Annotated in this window: 22 protein-coding genes; 20 read left to right on the top strand and 2 right to left on the bottom strand. The window is 60.4% G+C overall.

Features of this window, described 5'->3' with window-relative positions; all coding sequences use genetic code 11:
* Nucleotides 1–12 precede the first annotated feature (12 nt).
* The 3 genes from fliS (at nt 13) to ACMGF9_RS09185 (ending at nt 1,960) form a co-directional block, all read left to right on the top strand.
* Entirely contained in the window at nt 13–423 is a 411-nt protein-coding gene (fliS, locus tag ACMGF9_RS09195; RefSeq protein ID WP_004934758.1) for a flagellar export chaperone FliS, read from the top strand.
* Entirely contained in the window at nt 423–791 is a 369-nt protein-coding gene (fliT, locus tag ACMGF9_RS09190) for a flagella biosynthesis regulatory protein FliT (RefSeq protein WP_004934765.1), read from the top strand. Before fliS ends, fliT begins: the two co-directional genes overlap by 1 nt.
* A 308-nt stretch (nt 792–1,099) precedes the next feature.
* Nucleotides 1,100–1,960: a helix-turn-helix transcriptional regulator gene (locus tag ACMGF9_RS09185; protein ID WP_015378238.1), complete on the top strand. Its 861-nt coding sequence runs from the start codon at nt 1,100–1,102 to the stop codon at nt 1,958–1,960.
* A 466-nt stretch (nt 1,961–2,426) separates the two neighbouring features.
* On the opposite strand, the gene ACMGF9_RS09180 is transcribed toward ACMGF9_RS09185, so the two are convergent.
* Complete coding sequence (locus tag ACMGF9_RS09180) at nt 2,427–3,356, bottom strand: LysR family transcriptional regulator (RefSeq protein WP_015378240.1); 930 nt, start codon at nt 3,354–3,356, stop codon at nt 2,427–2,429.
* Between the two features lie 128 nt (nt 3,357–3,484).
* Between ACMGF9_RS09180 and ACMGF9_RS09175 the strand changes: the two genes are divergently transcribed.
* On the top strand, nt 3,485–4,084 hold the full coding sequence (locus tag ACMGF9_RS09175; protein ID WP_021504082.1) for an FMN-dependent NADH-azoreductase: 600 nt from the start codon (nt 3,485–3,487) through the stop codon (nt 4,082–4,084).
* A gap of 244 nt (nt 4,085–4,328) precedes the next feature.
* On the opposite strand, the gene fliE is transcribed toward ACMGF9_RS09175, so the two are convergent.
* The gene (gene fliE, locus ACMGF9_RS09170; protein ID WP_004934773.1) at nt 4,329–4,643 is read right to left on the bottom strand and encodes a flagellar hook-basal body complex protein FliE; all 315 of its coding nucleotides are present in this window, start codon (nt 4,641–4,643) and stop codon (nt 4,329–4,331) included.
* A 315-nt stretch (nt 4,644–4,958) separates the two neighbouring features.
* Between fliE and fliF the strand changes: the two genes are divergently transcribed.
* From fliF to ACMGF9_RS09090, 16 genes are all read left to right on the top strand, one after another.
* Nucleotides 4,959–6,653, top strand: a complete 1,695-nt coding sequence (fliF, locus tag ACMGF9_RS09165; RefSeq protein ID WP_075684503.1) for a flagellar basal-body MS-ring/collar protein FliF — start codon at nt 4,959–4,961, stop codon at nt 6,651–6,653.
* A complete protein-coding gene (gene fliG / locus ACMGF9_RS09160; RefSeq protein ID WP_004934775.1) occupies nt 6,650–7,642 on the top strand; it encodes a flagellar motor switch protein FliG in 993 nt (330 codons plus the stop codon). Before fliF ends, fliG begins: the two co-directional genes overlap by 4 nt.
* A complete protein-coding gene (gene fliH, locus ACMGF9_RS09155; protein ID WP_004934780.1) occupies nt 7,635–8,339 on the top strand; it encodes a flagellar assembly protein FliH in 705 nt (234 codons plus the stop codon). The genes fliG and fliH overlap by 8 nt, the downstream gene beginning before the upstream one ends.
* Nucleotides 8,339–9,700 (top strand): flagellar protein export ATPase FliI, encoded by a 1,362-nt coding sequence (gene fliI / locus ACMGF9_RS09150; protein WP_004934781.1) that lies wholly within the window; start codon nt 8,339–8,341, stop codon nt 9,698–9,700. Before fliH ends, fliI begins: the two co-directional genes overlap by 1 nt.
* 21 nt (nt 9,701–9,721) lie before the next feature.
* Nucleotides 9,722–10,168, top strand: coding sequence for a flagellar export protein FliJ (fliJ, locus tag ACMGF9_RS09145; protein ID WP_004934783.1), 447 nt, complete (start codon nt 9,722–9,724; stop codon nt 10,166–10,168).
* Complete coding sequence (locus tag ACMGF9_RS09140) at nt 10,165–11,394, top strand: flagellar hook-length control protein FliK (protein WP_075684505.1); 1,230 nt, start codon at nt 10,165–10,167, stop codon at nt 11,392–11,394. The genes fliJ and ACMGF9_RS09140 overlap by 4 nt, the downstream gene beginning before the upstream one ends.
* A gap of 165 nt (nt 11,395–11,559) precedes the next feature.
* Nucleotides 11,560–12,045 carry a flagellar basal body-associated protein FliL gene (gene fliL / locus ACMGF9_RS09135; protein ID WP_015378245.1) on the top strand — a complete coding sequence of 162 codons (486 nt, stop codon included), beginning with the start codon at nt 11,560–11,562 and terminating at the stop codon, nt 12,043–12,045.
* Between the two features lie 5 nt (nt 12,046–12,050).
* Nucleotides 12,051–13,055: a flagellar motor switch protein FliM gene (fliM, locus tag ACMGF9_RS09130; protein ID WP_004934798.1), complete on the top strand. Its 1,005-nt coding sequence runs from the start codon at nt 12,051–12,053 to the stop codon at nt 13,053–13,055.
* The gene (gene fliN / locus ACMGF9_RS09125; RefSeq protein ID WP_004934799.1) at nt 13,048–13,464 is read left to right on the top strand and encodes a flagellar motor switch protein FliN; all 417 of its coding nucleotides are present in this window, start codon (nt 13,048–13,050) and stop codon (nt 13,462–13,464) included. The genes fliM and fliN overlap by 8 nt, the downstream gene beginning before the upstream one ends.
* Nucleotides 13,464–13,868 (top strand): flagellar biosynthetic protein FliO, encoded by a 405-nt coding sequence (gene fliO / locus ACMGF9_RS09120; RefSeq protein ID WP_088381695.1) that lies wholly within the window; start codon nt 13,464–13,466, stop codon nt 13,866–13,868. The genes fliN and fliO overlap by 1 nt, the downstream gene beginning before the upstream one ends.
* The gene (fliP, locus tag ACMGF9_RS09115; RefSeq protein WP_004934802.1) at nt 13,865–14,626 is read left to right on the top strand and encodes a flagellar type III secretion system pore protein FliP; all 762 of its coding nucleotides are present in this window, start codon (nt 13,865–13,867) and stop codon (nt 14,624–14,626) included. Before fliO ends, fliP begins: the two co-directional genes overlap by 4 nt.
* A gap of 21 nt (nt 14,627–14,647) precedes the next feature.
* Nucleotides 14,648–14,917 carry a flagellar biosynthesis protein FliQ gene (gene fliQ / locus ACMGF9_RS09110; RefSeq protein WP_004934803.1) on the top strand — a complete coding sequence of 90 codons (270 nt, stop codon included), beginning with the start codon at nt 14,648–14,650 and terminating at the stop codon, nt 14,915–14,917.
* Nucleotides 14,918–14,919: 2 nt separating this feature from the next.
* Nucleotides 14,920–15,702 (top strand): flagellar biosynthetic protein FliR, encoded by a 783-nt coding sequence (gene fliR / locus ACMGF9_RS09105; RefSeq protein WP_015378247.1) that lies wholly within the window; start codon nt 14,920–14,922, stop codon nt 15,700–15,702.
* Between the two features lie 353 nt (nt 15,703–16,055).
* Nucleotides 16,056–16,190, top strand: coding sequence for a stationary-phase-induced ribosome-associated protein (gene sra / locus ACMGF9_RS09100; protein WP_013813483.1), 135 nt, complete (start codon nt 16,056–16,058; stop codon nt 16,188–16,190).
* 339 nt (nt 16,191–16,529) lie between these two features.
* Nucleotides 16,530–16,796 (top strand): hypothetical protein, encoded by a 267-nt coding sequence (locus ACMGF9_RS09095; RefSeq protein ID WP_015378248.1) that lies wholly within the window; start codon nt 16,530–16,532, stop codon nt 16,794–16,796.
* Between the two features lie 14 nt (nt 16,797–16,810).
* Nucleotides 16,811–17,137, top strand: coding sequence for a hypothetical protein (locus ACMGF9_RS09090; protein WP_015378249.1), 327 nt, complete (start codon nt 16,811–16,813; stop codon nt 17,135–17,137).
* The last annotated feature ends 169 nt before the right edge of the window (nt 17,138–17,306 follow it).

Raw genomic sequence — 17,306 nt, 5'->3', positions numbered from 1 at the left:
AAAGAAAACAGCATGTATAACCGTAGCGGCACTCAGGCCTATGCACAGGTCAGTCTGGAAAGCGGCGCCATGAGCGCCAGCCCGCACCAGTTAATCGTGATGTTGTTCGACGGGGCGCTCAGCGCCCTGCTTCGCGCACGCATCCTGATGAACCAGGGCGATATCGCCGGCAAAGGCATGGCGCTGTCCAAAGCCATCAATATCATCGACAACGGCCTGAAAAGTGGCCTCGACCCTCAGCAGGGCGGCGAGATCGCCGAAAATCTGGCGGCATTGTACGACTACATGAAGCGTCGACTGATGCAGGCCAACCTGCACAACGACGAAGCGGCGATCGCCGAAGTGGTTAAACTGCTGGAAAACATCGCCGACGCCTGGCGCCAGATCGGCCCTAACTACCAACCTTCGCAGGACGCCGTGTAATGGAACGTCAACAGCAGCTGTTAGCCGCTTATCAACAAATTTATAGCCTGAGCAGCCAGATGATCGCGCTGGCGCAAACCGGGCGCTGGGAGGAGCTCGTCGAGCTCGAATTCGCTTACGTGACGGCGGTGGAGAAAACCGCCGCCTTTACCGGGCAAGCCGGCCCGTCCATGGCGCTGCAGGAGATGTTGCGCAATAAGTTGCAACAGATCCTCGACAACGAAACCGAGCTCAAGCGTCTGTTACAGCAGCGAATGGATGAGCTGAAGATGCTGATCGAACAGTCCACGCGCCAGAACGTGGTCAACAATACCTACGGCCAGTTTCATGATCGTGCGCTGTTGCTGGGGGAACCACAGGTCCGATAAGATCGACAATACTGACGAAAATGGATTAAATAGCACTATGCGCTATTACCCTCGGGTTACGTTAGGATATTAATCTATGGCATTTGAATTATTCAGTTTATGGGTAATTGGTAAAATGCGCGCTTCGAGCCTGGCTCTCACTTTAATGGATAAACATCATCCCGACACGGACGTTTTCTGTTCAGCAGGAAATTGATTTTTGATAGATAAAACACGCCGCTGTGTTTCACGGCCCATGGAAAAATGTTGCTCCAACGCTGATCAAAGCGTAAAGATATTCTCAGATAATGGCTGCGAAATGAATATCGATGGAACGTACAATTAATCTCTGTCCTGGAATTGGCGCCTCAGCGCACATCATTCAGCATACTGAATTATTATTCCCTTCAGTCTATTTTGAGCAACCACATCTGTATCTGATACAACAAGGCCATAAGCGCGTACGCTGGCAACAACACGAAGTGGTCGCTCATCCCGGCGAGCTGTTGATTATCGACGGCGGGCAAACGGTGGACATTATTAACGGCCCGTCCGAAGACGGCGTATTCAGCTGCCAGTTGCTGACCTGCGATCCCCTGTTGCTCACCGTCCAACCTCCGGCGGAGGAAACGCCGGCGCCGATGCCGTTCGAGGCCGTCCTGGCGCTGCGCAACCTGCCCTGCGCCCTCAAGCACAGTTTTGAAACCACCGGTCTGGCGCTGACGCTGCGGCAACGCTTTCCCACCATCATCGTGCGGCACAAAATGCTGGAAATTCTGCTGTGGCTGGCCCAATTCGGCATTCGCTTTATTCACAACGAAGCCAAGGATCTGACGCAACGCGTGCGCCGCTGCCTGGCGACCGACCCGCACAGCATTTGGACGGCGGCCAAAGTCGCGGAAAGCCTGTCGATGAGTGAAGTGATGTTGCGCCGCAAACTGTCGATGGAAAATACCGCATTGCGCAATCTGATGATCGACGTGCGCATGAGTAGCGCGCTGGCCCTGCTGCAGTCGACCGACTGGCCGATCTCCGCCATCGCGCAACATGTGGGTTATGAAAGCGCATCGCGTTTCGCCGAACGTTTTCGCAAACGCTTCGGTTTCGCGCCTACCGCCATTCGCGGCCATCAAAGGATTATGGAACCCGGTTCTCAGGGCGTTGAGGCGATGGTCGCCGGAGAAACATAAATAGACGCGCAACAAAATGGCTTTATTTAACACAAGTCCCTAACGGTTGTAACACCACTGAGATACGCTAAGCAACGCCCATCCGCCGAACAGCGAATTAAATGATGCGTAATGAAAAGCGATTATTTTCTCTGGCAATAATTTTGTTGGGGTTGTGGCTGTTAGCCTTACTGAATGAAGAAGAGATGATGCGTTTACTGGCCGCACAATAAAACGGCCAGGCTTTTTATCGTCTGGTCAGACTTCAGTCCAGTTTAACCAGAACGCCAATTAATACCGCCAGCAGCGCCAACATTAAAATACTGATCAGACGCCATCTGGATTCGCTTTTCGTGCTCATTGACCGGCCTCGAATAATAACCCTACTAATCACGTCATAATAAACGGTCACCTGCGCATTCAATAAACCTGACAGCACCATTTTCTGCCCTCTATTCGGTACATTAGTCGGTTGTGGAACCGGCCATTAGCGATGCGATACCCACGGTGCCGCAAGCGCCAATTTTCCCGGCAGCTCCGCCACCAGCTTGTCTACCGCCAGCCGCACCTTGAGCGGCTGGTAAGGCATATAGGGCCACACGACGTTCACCGGGAAACTGAGGCTGGACTCACCGCGCATGATCTCCACCAACGTCCCCGCCATCAAGCGCTCGCGCACCAGCCACTCCGGCAGCCAGGCAATGCCGGCGCCGGCGGACACCGCATCGACGATCCCCTGCATGTCATCCATCATCATCTTGGCCGGTGGCCTGAACGGCCGCAGCTCGCCGTTTTCACCGCGAAGCTGCCAGGGCAGCACGGCCCCGGCATGCAGATACCCCACCGCCTGATGTCGGCTTAACGCCTCTACCGTTCTCGGTTCACCGCAGCGCTGCAGATAATCGGGCGAGGCGCACAGCAGCATGCCGTGTTCGCCCAAGCGCCGGGCAACCAGGCTGCCGCTGTCCGCCAGCTCGCCAATGCGCACCGCCAGATCGAACCCCTCGTCGACGAGATCGATCCTGCGGTCGCTGAATGAAATCTCCAGCGTCAGTAAGGGATGCTCATTCGCCAGCGCCGTCAACACGGGCGCAATGCACAAATGGCCGAACAGCACCGGCACCGAGACTCTGAGCCGGCCGCTGACCTGCATCTTGCCGCTGTCGAGCTGGTTTTCCGCCGCCTGAATGTTTGCCAACGCCTGCCGGCAGTGCTCATAGTACAGCGCCCCTTCATCCGTCAGGCTCAGGCTGCGCGTGGTGCGCATAAACAACATCACGCCAAGCCGAGCCTCGAGACGCGACACGATTTTGCTGACCGCAGAGCGCGTCAGATGCAGTTTCTCTGCGGCGGCGGCGAAACTGCCGCCTTCCGCTACGGCAACAAAGGCCGGCAGCGCACTCAGATCGCTTTTCATCTTAATGTTGCCAATATGGAATCAATTTAGTGAAAACCTATCACCACTGGTGAACCTCAAGCAATGATAACCTGCAGTCATTCCGAATCCCCGGTGAAAACCACAGATGACCGTCAGAGGACAACAGCATGAAAAAAATACTGGTACTCAAATCCAGCATTATGGGAAATGACTCGCAGACCAATAACCTGATTGACCGCTATCTGGCGGCGCGTAAGGCGAAAGGACACGAAGATCGGATCGTCGAACACGATCTGACGGCGTTGGATCTGCCGGTATTGGACGGCGAGCTGTTCGGTGCGTTGCGCGGCGCGGAAAACATCAGCCCACGCGCCAAAGCGGCGGTGGCGCTCTCCAACCAGCTGATTGCCGAACTGAAAGAGAGCGATCTGCTGCTGCTCGGCGCGCCGATGTACAACCTCAACGTCCCGACCCAGTTGAAAAACTGGTTCGATTTGGTGGCTCGCGCCCGGATGACCTTCAACTATACCGCCACCTACCCGGTGGGGTTGGTGGAAGGCGTCAATGCGCTGGTATTCAGTTCACGCGGCGGCATGCACGCCGGGCATCCGACGGATGCCGTAACGCCCTACCTGCGTTCGGTGCTGGGGCTGATGGGGATCGGCGACGTGCAATTCATCTATGCCGAAGGGCTGGACATGAAACCGCACGGCCGCGATCAGGGGCTGGCGAACGCCCACCAGCGGATCGCGGAATTGGCGGGCTGAAGCAAATGCACGACAGCATTGATTTGTTATAATATAACAAATATGATAATCGCGTTGACGCCACCTCGAGCGGCTGTCGACGCTCCTACATGACATAAATGTTTTATCGCACCTTCAGCCAGCTATTTCGATAGCTGGTTTTTTTTCCTCGGTTGGCGCTGCGGCTTCAGCATTGTCGGACTGGCCGTCACTCTAAGGTAACAGCGCCGAGCCAAATTTCACCGAAAAATAGTCGGCACGTTCATCACACCGGCATGTTCATGATGTCCTGGTAGGCCGCCACCAGCTTGTTGCGCACCTGCACGCCCAGTTGCAAAGAGACCGACGATTTCTGCAGATCGACCATCACATCGTTCAGGCTGATGCCTGGCGCGCCCAGCTCGAAGTCCTGCGCCTGTTTGCGCGCCGTTTGCTGGGTCTCGCTGATCTTGCCGAGCGCCGCGGTCAGTTCGCTGGCGAAGCTGACGCCCTGCGGCGCCGCATTCTGCCCCATCTTGCCGGCCTGAACCGCCATGGTCTGCATCTGCTGCAGTACCCCTTCAATGCCCTGAATCGCCATCTGGTCCTCAATCCTCTCGTCTCGCCGGGTGACGTTTTCACCCTGCACTTCTCCAATGATGCACACCCTAGCACAGCGTTTTCGGACCTAAAGCGGTTAATTAACTGCAAAAAACCCGGCTTATCGGGCAATCGGAATTGTCTGATAAGGCGAATAATGGCCTGCCCAGAAATGGGAGCGCCGCTATTTAGAAGATATGTGTATCAGGGAGTCTGTTTTGTCACACAACGCTAACCATACCGTTCATCAGCCTGGCAGGGAGCTGCTCAGCGGCCCGTACGGGATCGTGAGCGCCATTGAAGGACGAGACCTAAAATGAGTGCTTCGATAACCGCCGGCGAAAGCCGCGACAACGGCCTGCAGGCCATCTGGAACCGTCTGCGCGCCAACCCGAAAATTCCGTTGCTGGTCGCCGCTTCCGCCGCGATCGCGATCGTCGTCGCGCTGCTGTTGTGGGTGAAAAGCCCCGACTACCGCGTGCTGTACAGCAATCTGAACGACCGCGACGGCGGCGCCATCGTCACCCAGTTGACGCAGATGAATATCCCTTACCGCTTTGCCGAGAATGGCGCGGCGCTGCTGATCCCGGCGGAAAAGGTGCATGAAACCCGTCTGCGCCTGGCGCAGCAAGGGCTGCCGAAAGGCGGCGCCGTCGGCTTCGAACTGCTGGATCAGGAAAAATTCGGCATCAGCCAGTTCAGCGAGCAGATTAACTATCAGCGCGCCCTCGAGGGCGAGCTGTCGCGCACCATCGAATCGCTGGGGCCGGTGCAAAACGCCCGCGTTCACCTGGCGCTGCCTAAACCTTCGCTGTTCGTGCGCGAACAGAAATCCCCTTCCGCCTCGGTAACGCTCACCCTGCAACCCGGCCGTGCGCTGGACGACGGCCAGATAAACGCCATCGTTTATATGGTGTCGAGCAGCGTCGCCGGCCTGCCGCCGGGCAACGTGACCGTGGTCGATCAGGCCGGCCGCCTGCTGACCCAGTCCGACGGCACCGGGCGCGATCTCAACGCCTCGCAGCTGAAATACGCCAACGAAGTGGAAAACGGCTTCCAGCGCCGCATCGAAGCGATCCTCGCCCCGGTGGTCGGCAGCGCCAACGTGCGTGCGCAGGTCACGGCGCAGATCGATTTCGCCACGCGCGAACAAACCGATGAACAGTACCAACCGAACCAGCAGCCGGACAAAGCCGCTATCCGCTCCCAGCAAACCAGCCTGAGCGAGCAGATCGGCGGGCCGCAGGTCGGCGGCGTGCCGGGCGCGCTGTCCAACCAACCGAGCGCTCCGCCTACGGCGCCGATTGAAACCGCCAAGCCGGCGGCAGGCAACAACGCCAACGCCACCGCGCAAAACGCCGCGACCACCCGCAGCGCGGCGGCCAGCGGCGTGCCGCAAAATACCCGTCGCGACGCGACCACCAACTACGAGCTCGATCGCACCATCCGTCATACCCAGCAAAAAGCCGGCACCGTGCAGCGTCTGTCGGTCGCCGTGGTGGTCAACTACCTCGGCGCGGATAAAGACGGCAAACCGCAGCCGATGAGCAAAGAACAGCTGGCGCAGATCGAAGCGCTGGTGCGTGAAGCGATGGGCTACTCCAGCAGCCGCGGCGATACCCTGAACGTGGTCAACACACCGTTTACCGACGCTCAGGTGACCGGCGGTGAACTGCCGTTCTGGCAAAGCCAGTCGTTTATCGATCGCCTGATCGACGCGGGCCGCTATCTGCTGGTGCTGCTGGTGGCCTGGCTGCTGTGGCGCAAACTGGTGCGGCCGCAGCTGCAACAGCGCCAGGCCGCACAACAGGCCGCCCTCGCCGCCGCCAACGCCCCTGCCGCCAAAGCGGCCGACAGCAACAAACCGAGCAACGAGGAGCTGGCGCAGCGTCGCAAATCGCAGCAGCGCGTCAGCGCAGAAGTCCAGAGCCAGCGGATCCGCGATCTGGCTGACAAAGACCCGCGCGTGGTCGCTCTGGTAATCCGCCAATGGATGAGTAACGAGATATGAGCCTGACCGGAACCGACAAAAGCGCCATCTTGCTGATGACGCTGGGTGAAGATCGCGCGGCGGAGGTGTTCAAACACCTCTCCTCGCGCGAAGTACAGCTGCTGAGCGGCACCATGGCCGGCATGAGCCAGGTGTCGCACAAACAGCTCGGCGAAATACTGACCGAGTTTGAAGACGACGCCGAGCAATACGCGGCGCTGAGCGTCAACGCCAGCGACTATCTGCGTTCGGTGCTGGTCAAAGCGCTGGGCGAAGAGCGCGCCGCCAGCCTGTTGGAAGACATTCTCGAATCGCGCGAGACCACCACCGGCATGGAAACGCTCAACTTTATGGAGCCGCAGAGCGCCGCCGATCTGATCCGCGACGAACACCCGCAGATCATCGCCACCATTCTGGTGCACCTCAAACGCGGCCAGGCGGCAGACATCCTGGCCCTGTTCGACGAACGCCTGCGCAACGACGTGATGCTGCGTATCGCCACCTTCGGCGGCGTGCAGCCGGCGGCGTTGGCGGAGCTGACCGAAGTGCTGAACAACCTGCTCGACGGCCAGAACCTCAAGCGCAGCAAAATGGGCGGGGTGCGCACCGCCGCCGAAATCATCAACCTGATGAAAACCCAGCAGGAAGAAGCGGTCATCGACGCGATGCGCGAATACGACGGCGAGCTGGCGCAGAAGATCATCGACGAGATGTTCCTGTTCGAAAACCTGGTGGAAGTCGACGATCGCAGCATCCAACGCCTGCTGCAGGAAGTGGAAGGCGAGTCGCTGCTGATCGCGTTGAAAGGCGCCGAACAGCCGCTGCGCGAGAAGTTCCTCAAGAACATGTCGCAACGCGCCGCCGACATCCTGCGCGACGACCTGGCCAACCGTGGACCGGTGCGCATGTCGCAGGTGGAGAACGAGCAGAAAGCCATCCTGCTGGTGGTAAGACGCCTGGCGGAAACCGGCGAAATGATCATCGGCGGCGGCGAGGACACCTATGTCTGATCGCATTAACACCCTGCCCTGGCAGCCCTGGTCGCTCAACGATTTGGGCGAACAGAAACCGGCTCTCGAGCTGCCGCCATTGCCGGATCTCGAACTTGACGATCCGTCGCCGGACGCGCAGGCCGAATTGCAGCAGCAGCTGGCGACGCTGCGCCTGCAGGCGGAGCAACAGGGCCAGCAACTGGGCTATGCCGACGGCCAGCAAAAAGGGTACGAGGCCGGTTTTCAGTCCGGACTGGAGGAAGGCCGTCAGCAAGGGCTGCTGGAAGCGCAGCAGCAGCAACAGCCGCTGACCGCCCACTGGCAGCAGTTGGTCACCGAATTCCAGCACACGTTGGACGCGCTCGACAGCGTGATCGCGTCACGGTTGATGCAGCTGGCGCTGACCGCCGCCAAACAGGTGCTGGGCCAGCCGCCGGTGTGCGACGGCACCGCCCTGCTCGCGCAGATCCAACAGCTGATTCAACAGGAGCCGATGTTCAACGGCAAGCCGCAGCTGCGGGTCCACCCGGACGACTACCCACGCGTCGAGCAGCAGTTGGGGGTTACCCTCAGCCTGCACGGCTGGCGCCTGCTGGCGGACGGTGAACTGCATCCGGGCGGCTGCAAGGTCAGCGCCGAGGAAGGCGATCTCGACGCCAGCCTGGCGACGCGCTGGCATGAACTGTGCCGCCTGGCGGCACCGGGAGAAGTCTGATGACCGCGCGTCTCGGCCGCTGGCTGAGCTCTCTGGATACGCTGGAAAAACGCATCGCCCGCGCGCCGACGGTGCGCCGCTACGGTCGCCTGACCCGCGCTACCGGGCTGGTGCTGGAGGCCACCGGCCTGCAGCTGCCGCTCGGCGCGACCTGTCTCATCGAACGGCACGACGCCGGTGAGGTGCAGGAAGTGGAAAGCGAAGTGGTCGGCTTCAACGGCCAGCGGCTGTTCCTGATGCCGCTGGAAGAAGTGGAAGGCATCGTGCCGGGCGCGCGGGTTTACGCCCGCATCGCGCCGGAAGGCCAAAGCGCCGGCAAACAGCTGCCGCTCGGCCCGGCCCTGCTGGGGCGCGTGCTGGACGGCAGCGCCAAACCGCTCGACGGCCTGCCCTCCCCGGAAACCGGTTACCGCGCGCCGCTGATCACCGCGCCGTTCAATCCCTTACAGCGCACGCCAATTGAGCAGGTGCTGGACGTGGGGGTGCGCACCATCAACGGCCTGCTGACCGTCGGGCGCGGCCAGCGCATGGGTCTGTTCGCCGGCTCCGGCGTTGGTAAGAGCGTGTTGCTCGGCATGATGGCCCGTTATACCCAGGCGGATGTGATCGTCGTTGGCCTGATCGGCGAGCGCGGCCGCGAGGTCAAAGACTTTATCGAGAACATTCTCGGTGCCGAAGGCCGCGCGCGCTCGGTAGTGATCGCCGCGCCGGCGGACGTGTCGCCGCTGCTGCGCATGCAGGGGGCGGCTTACGCCACCCGCATCGCCGAAGATTTCCGCGACCGCGGGCAGCACGTGCTGCTGATCATGGACTCCCTTACCCGCTACGCCATGGCGCAGCGTGAGATCGCCCTGGCCATCGGCGAGCCGCCGGCGACCAAAGGCTATCCGCCTTCGGTCTTCGCCAAGCTGCCCGCCCTGGTGGAGCGCGCAGGCAACGGCATCAGCGGCGGCGGCTCCATCACCGCTTTCTACACCGTGTTGACCGAAGGGGACGATCAGCAAGACCCGATCGCCGACTCGGCGCGCGCCATCCTCGATGGCCACGTGGTGCTGTCGCGGCGGCTGGCAGAGGCCGGCCACTACCCGGCTATCGACATCGAAGCGTCAATCAGTCGCGCCATGACGTCGCTGATCGACGAAGAGCATTATCGCCGGGTTCGCACCTTCAAACAGATGCTGGCCAGCTATCAACGCAACCGCGATCTGATCAGCGTCGGCGCCTACGCGGCGGGCAGCGATCCATTGCTGGACAAAGCGATGACGCTGTATCCGCAGATGGAAGCCTACCTGCAGCAGGGTATCTTCGAACGCAGCGGCTATGATGAAGCCTGTCAACAGCTGCAGCAGTTGATTGTTTAACGTCACCAGAGGCGCACAGCGATGAAATCACAATCCCCCCTGATTACCCTGCGCGATCTGGCGCAGGATGCGGTGGAGCAAGCCGCGCAACAGCTTGGCCAGGTGCGGCAGGCGCAGCAGGCGGCGGAGCAGCAGCTGTCGATGCTGCTCAACTATCAGGACGAATACCGCCAGAAGCTGAATCATACGCTCTGCGACGGCATGGACAGCTCACGCTGGCAAAACTACCAGCAGTTTATCGGCACGCTGGAGCAGGCCATCGACCAGCACCGCCAGCAGCTGCTGCAGTGGGGGCAGAAAGTGGATCACGCGGTGAAGCAATGGCAAGACAAACAACAGCGGCTGAACGCTTTCGAAACCCTGCATACCCGCGCAATGAACGCGGAGCAGCAGCAGGAGAACAAACGGGATCAAAAATTGATGGATGAATTCGCTCAACGCAGCGCACAAAGGAATATCAACCCATGAATCTGAACGCCCTGCCCGGCCTGGCCTTACCCGGCGACGCCGGCGGTCTGACCGAACTGACCTCGGCGCTGGACGAAAGCCAGCTGTCGTCCGCTTTTGCCCAGCTGCTCGGCGCGCGTTTCGCGCCCGCCGCCGATGGCAAACCTCAGCCGGCCACGCTGAGCGCGGACGAGGAGCGCGCCCCGGCCCTGAGCCGCAACCAGCTCAATCAGCTGCTGGCCACCTTCGGCGAGCGCGGCGGCCTGTTGCCGAACCTGTCAGCCTCAGCCGACGCGCCTTCTTCTGAAGCCGTTGAAGGCGATGCGCCCGCCGCCGGCGATAAACCGGCGCAGCCGCCGATCGTCGCCGCCAAAGAGCTGGATGCCGCGACGCTGCAGGCGCTGTACGCCATGCTGCCGGCCGCGATCGTCGCTCAGGCGCAACCGGCCGAAGGTCAACGGTCGCTGCCGATGGAAAACGCTGACGAGGCGACTGCGCTGCAGCCCGGCAACGGCCTGCTGAACATCGCGGCGGCCGGTGATAACACCGCCGCGCGCTCGTCGGCGGCCCCCGCCCCGGCGGTGACGGGCGCGAAAACGCCGGCTACCGATGGCGACAACGCTGCCGCGGCGACAACGCAGCCGACCAGCGGTGAACGCGCAAACGCCGCACAGCCGCTGCCGGTGAGCGATGCGCAGCAGCAACCGACGCTCAATCACGCTGTCGCCCTGGCCGCCGCCAGCCCGACGCAAACGACCGCCCCGGCCAGCGCGCTGGTGACGGCACCGCCGGCTCCGCAGCTCAACGCGCAGCTGGGCAGCCCGGAGTGGCAGCAGGCGTTGAACCAACAGGTGCTGATGTTCCACCGCAACGGCCAGCAGAGCGCCGAGCTGCGCCTGCACCCGCAGGAACTGGGCGCCTTGCAGATCACGCTGAAACTGGACGACCAGCAGGCGCAGCTGCACATCGCCTCCGCGCACGGCCAGGTGCGTGCGGCGGTGGAAGCGGCGATGCCGCAGCTGCGGCACGCGCTGGCGGAGAGCGGTATCAACCTGGGGCAGAGCAGCGTGGGCGGCGAGTCCACCCCGCACTGGCAGCAGGCGCAACAGCAGGCTTCCAACGGCCAGGGCCGTTCCAGTTATGCTGAACATCATGGCGCTGACGGCGCAGCCGCCGAGGGCGTCAGCGCACCGGCGGCGCTGCAGCGTATGGCCAGCGCGGTCAACGGCGTCGATATTTTCGCCTGAGCCGCCGCAAACGCCCAAGCTGGCACCCATTTGCGCGTCTATTCAGGCTATTGCACGCCACAATAGACGCGATAATACCTTTACATGTCATGCGTGCGGCTTTGCCGCGCGCGATGCCCGCCGCCTCGCCGGCCGCGGGTGGAACAACAGGAATTAGATTTCGCTATGTCTCAGAACTCCCTTCCGGCAGCACCGAAACGCCCCCTTCTGGTCATCCTGCTGGTGTTGATCAGCGTCGTCGCCTGTGGCGCCGCGGGCTACAGCTGGTGGCTGCTGCAACAGCATAAAAACGGCGCCGAACCGGCCGCCGTCAAAGAACAACCGCCGGCGGCGCCGGTGTTCATGCCGCTCGACACCTTTACCGTCAACCTGGTGACGCCGGACAACAACCCGGATCGCGTGCTGTACATCGGCCTCACGCTGCGTCTGCCGGACGAAAGTACCCGCCGCCAGCTGAACGATTTTCTGCCGGAAGTGCGCAGCCGTCTGCTGATGCTGCTTTCCCGCCAGGAAGCGAGCCAGTTGGCCAATGAACAAGGGAAGCAACAGTTGGTGGCGCAGATTAAGGATGTGCTCAGCCCGCCGCTGGTTAAGGGACAACCGAAGCAGGTGGTCAGCGACGTGCTGTTCACCGCCTTCATACTGCGGTAATCACTATGGGCGATAGCATTCTTTCACAGGCAGAGATCGACGCCTTGCTCAACGGCGACAGCGCGGGTGATGAACCCGAGGCGGTGGTCGGCAAAGAGAGCGAGGTCAAGCCTTACGATCCGAACACCCAGCGCCGCGTGGTGCGCGAGCGCCTGCACGCGCTGGAAATTATCAACGAACGTTTTGCCCGGCAGTTCCGCATGGGATTGTTCAACCTGCTGCGCCGCAGCCCGGACATTACCGTCGGCCCGATCAAAATCCAGCCGTATCACGAGTTCGCCCGCAACCTGCCGGTGCCGACCAACCTGAACCTGGTGCATCTGAATCCGCTGCGCGGCACCGCCCTGTTCGTGTTCGCGCCGAGCCTGGTGTTCATCGCCGTCGATAACCTGTTCGGCGGCGACGGCCGCTTCCCGACCAAGGTCGAAGGCCGCGAATTCACCCCGACCGAACAACGGGTGATCAAGCGCATGCTGCGTCTGGCGCTGGACGCCTACGGCGACGCCTGGAGCGCCATCTACAAGATCGACGTAGAGTACGTGCGCGCCGAAATGCAGGTGAAGTTCACCAACATCACCACCTCGCCGAACGACATCGTGGTCACCACGCCGTTCCAGGTGGAGATCGGCGCGCTGACCGGCGAGTTCAACATCTGCATTCCCTTCGCGATGATCGAACCGCTGCGCGAGCTGTTGACCAACCCGCCGCTGGAAAATTCGCGGCAGGAAGACAGCCACTGGCGCGAAACGCTGGTGAAGCAGGTGCAGCACTCCGAACTGGAGCTGATCGCCAACTTCGTCGATATCCCGATGCGGCTGTCGAAAGTCCTGAAGCTGCAACCGGGCGATGTATTACCGATAGACAAGCCGGAACGCCTGATCGCCCATGTGGACGGCGTACCGGTTCTGACCAGCCAATACGGCACGTTGAACGGGCAATACGCCCTGCGTGTTGAACATTTGATTAACCCTATTTTGAATGCTCTGAGTGAGGAACAGCCCAATGAGTGATCCTAAGCAACCGTCTGGCGAAGGAAAGGAATCCGTAGACGATCTGTGGGCTGATGCGTTTAACGAGCAGCAGTCTTCAGAGAAATCCGGCGCGAGCACCGAAGGGGTGTTCAAGTCGCTGGAAGCTCAGGATGCGCTCGGCAGCCTGCAGGATATCGACCTGATCCTGGATATTCCGGTCAAGCTGACCGTGGAACTGGGGCGCACCAAGATGACCATCAAAGAGTTGCTGCGCCTGTCGCAGGGTTCGGTGGTGGCGCTGGACGGCCTGGCCGGCGAACCGCTGGATATCCTGATCAACGGTTACCTGATCGCACAAGGTGAAGTGGTGGTGGTGGCCGACAAGTTCGGCGTGCGCATCACCGACATCATCACCCCGTCCGAACGCATGCGTCGACTGAGCCGCTGATGACCGCCGCCGCGCCCGTTACCGTGCAAAGCACCCAACAACCCGCCGCGCCGGCCCTGCCGGCCGGTTCGGTGTTGATGCAGGTCAGCAGCGCGCTCGGCGGCATTCTGCTGCTGATCCTGCTGGCCGGTTGGCTGTTCCGTCGGCTGGGGTTCGCCCCGCAGGCGCGCAACAACAAACTGCTCAACCTGCGCGCCAGTTGCCAGGTCGGGCAGCGCGAACGCGTGGTAGTGGTGGAAGTCGACGACACCCTGCTGGTCTTGGGCGTCACCGCCCAGCAGATCACCCCGCTGCACACCCTGCCCGCCCCGCCGAAAGACGAAGGCGAGGCCAACGCGGCGACGCCGGCGGACTTCCGCCAACTGATGCAAAAAGTTCTGAAACGCCCGGAAAAATCGGCATGACCTCGACTCTTCATACCCTCGTCCGCCGTCCGGCGGTTTGGCTCCCTGCCGCCCTGCTGCTGATCAGCCCGGCGGCTTTTGCACAACTGCCGGGGCTGATCAGCCAGCCGCTGGCCAACGGCGGCCAAAGCTGGTCGCTGCCGGTGCAGACGCTGGTGCTGTTGACCTCGCTGACCTTCTTGCCCGCCATGCTGCTGATGATGACCAGCTTCACCCGCATCATCATCGTGCTCGGCCTGCTGCGCAACGCGCTGGGCACGCCGTCGGCGCCGCCGAACCAGGTGATGCTGGGGCTGGCGTTGTTCCTGACCTTCTTCATCATGTCGCCGGTGTTCGACAAGGTTTATCAGGATGCCTATCTGCCATTCAGCCAGGACAAAATCGGGCTGGAAGTCGCGCTGGATAAAGGCGCGCAGCCGCTGCGCGAATTCATGCTGCGGCAAACGCGCGAAACCGATCTGGCGCTGTACGCCAGACTGGCCAATCAGCCGCCGCTGGCCGGCCCGGAAGCGGTGCCGATGCGCATCCTGCTGCCCGCCTACGTCACCAGCGAACTGAAAACCGCCTTCCAGATCGGCTTTACGGTGTTCATTCCGTTCCTGATTATCGACCTGGTGGTCGCCAGCGTGCTGATGGCGCTGGGGATGATGATGGTGCCGCCGGCCACCATCTCGCTGCCGTTCAAGCTGATGCTGTTCGTGCTGGTCGATGGCTGGCAGCTGCTGCTTGGCTCGCTGGCGCAGAGCTTCTATTCGTAACCCCTGACCGGAGAAAGCGAGATGACACCTGAATCGGTTATGGCGCTCGGCACCGAGGCGATGAAAGTGGCGCTGGCGCTGGCCGCCCCGCTGCTGCTGGCGGCGCTCATCAGCGGCCTGGTGGTCAGCCTGCTGCAGGCCGCCACCCAGATCAACGAAATGACGCTGTCGTTCATCCCCAAAATTCTGGCGGTAGTGGCCACCATCATCATCGCCGGCCCCTGGATGCTGAACCTGTTGCTGGACTACATGCGCACCCTGTTCAGCAACCTGCCTACCCTGATCGGCTGACCGTGCTCACTTTCGACAGCGCCCAGCTCACCGTCTGGCTCAGCCACTATTTTTGGCCGCTGCTGCGCATTCTGGCGCTGATCAGCACCGCGCCGATATTCAGCGAAAAGCAAATCAGCAAAAAGGTCAAAATCGGCCTTGGCGGGCTGATCGTCATCCTGATCGCGCCGACGCTGCCCGCCAGCAATATTCCCATCTTCTCCGCCGCCGGCCTGTGGCTGGCGATTCAGCAAATACTGATCGGCGTGGCGCTGGGGTTGACCATGCAGTTCGCCTTCGCGGCGGTGCGCCTGGCGGGCGAAGTGATCGGCATGCAGATGGGCCTGTCGTTCGCCACCTTCTTCGATCCCAGCGGCGGCCCGAACATGCCGGTGCTGGCGCGCCTGCTTAACCTGCTGGCGATGTTGCTGTTCCTCAGCTTCGACGGCCATCTGTGGCTGATTTCGCTGCTGGCGGACAGCTTCCATACCCTGCCTGTCCAAGCGCAGCCGCTGAACGGCAACGGTTTCCTGGTGTTAACCCAGGTCGGCTCGCTGATCTTCATCAACGGCATGATGTTGGCGCTGCCGCTGATCTGCCTGCTGTTGACGCTGAACATGGCGCTCGGCCTGCTCAACCGCATGACGCCGCAGCTGTCGGTGTTCGTGATCGGCTTCCCGGTCACCATGACCTTCGGCATCATGACGCTGGGCATGATGATGCCGATGCTGGCGCCGTTCTGCGAACACCTGTTCGGCGAAGTGTTCGATCGATTGGCGGCGGTGATCGGCGGCATGACCTTCTGATCCCCTGTGCGGCCCCTTCCTTCCCCCTCTTCCGCCTGAGACAAAATGGCAATAAAAACGTTTTCTTGGGACAAAAGCCTGAGAAACGGCTTTTATCCGGATTAAGGTTCAAATGTCTCCGGCGGCTTGAATAAATAAAACCCCGACCTAGAATAGACCCGGTAACAAAAATATCGCCACAGCGCGTGAGTCTCCGCAGCGATAATATACAACCATTGATTAGAGAAAAATAAAATAACGCAGCCACGCAGAGTTAAATGCGCGGCAGATTCCTTGCATCTTAAATAAATGCGTCCGGTGCCCGCCGGCTGCAGGGAGCAGCATCGATCTTTGCTAACCATAGGAGCGACATCATGATTAAAGCGAAAAGCAACCGCAAAGCACGCCGGTTATTCGGTTTGACCCACTGGAAAAGCAACAAGTTTAGAGTTTCCTTCACCGAGACCAGCGATGGCGGAAAATGGAAAGTGGTGAAGAAAAAGAAATAATCACGCAGGACCTGTAGCAAAATTCCGGGTTGCGCCTCTATCCGGCTTCTGCAACGTCATTCGACGCGGCGCCGCATCGGCAGCCCGGGACCCACACTCATCACTCGCCGGCAAACCGTGCCGGTGTACTTTATTCTTAGGAAGGGAATAACGCGCCACATCACCCTGGCTGCTGCGTTAAATTTAAAAATAATGTATTAATGATTTAATTTACTCACACCCCTTATTTATTCACTGACAAGAAAAATCGATTTCCCACCTTATTTCCCCAGCGTTATATTGAAAACAACCTTGCTACCAGTACGCGGCAAGCCTCACTAAAATATAAACGGTGTAAATATGAAGATAAAGTTTCAGCTGAGTGATTTATTCATCAGCGGCATCGCCCTTTTGATCATGAGCACTATTTTAAACACACTGGGCTTTTCCTGGGGTTTATTTGCTCTGCCGCCTGGCGTCGATAGTTTTGTCATCATCCCGTTTACCTTATTTGGCTCATTGAAGTTGGCCGAGTGCCTCTATAAGCCAATACGCTGGCTGCTAAATGAGAGCCGCAAATCTCAAATCGAAAATAACAACCCTAAAAATAACGCTAAGTCGCGTTAACAGGAGATCGACCTATGCTGAGAGAACTGACCAGAGAAGAAATGCAACGGATTGGCGGCGCCGGTGACGGCAATAACGGCGGCGACCGGGATCGCGACTATGGCCCAAGCTCCTACGGCGCGCAGGCGAACGGCTTCCAGCCTAATTGGGCGGCGAAAGGCTATGGGCTATTTCAGGATCCTTGTACCGGCGCAGTGGTGACCGGCGCCATTGCCATGGCCGGCGCCCTGGCCAGCCGTAACGGCAGTGCAATTGGCACTGCGGCAGCCTCAGCCTTCGTCAACATAGGCGGTCAATGCACTAAAGGGTCCGGCAACGATCGCGGCGTGCCTTTCCGCTAACGCGTAAGCTGAATGGGGAACATGCAGACAAAAAAAGGCGCGTCACTCAGTCAGTAGTGGGAGAACGAGCGACGCGCCAAACGAGTGCGCCCGGTTTCAAGAAGCCTCCCTCCCCGCGGGGCGGAGAAGGCGTTTTCTAAGCGCACTAAAGGGAAACCCGTCGCGGTCA

The sequence above is a fragment of the Serratia sp. BNK-23 genome (assembly GCF_047456145.1).
Lineage (GTDB): Bacteria > Pseudomonadota > Gammaproteobacteria > Enterobacterales > Enterobacteriaceae > Serratia > Serratia nematodiphila.
Note: the sequence above shows the minus strand (reverse complement) of the source record. Positions and strands in the feature narration are given on the sequence as shown.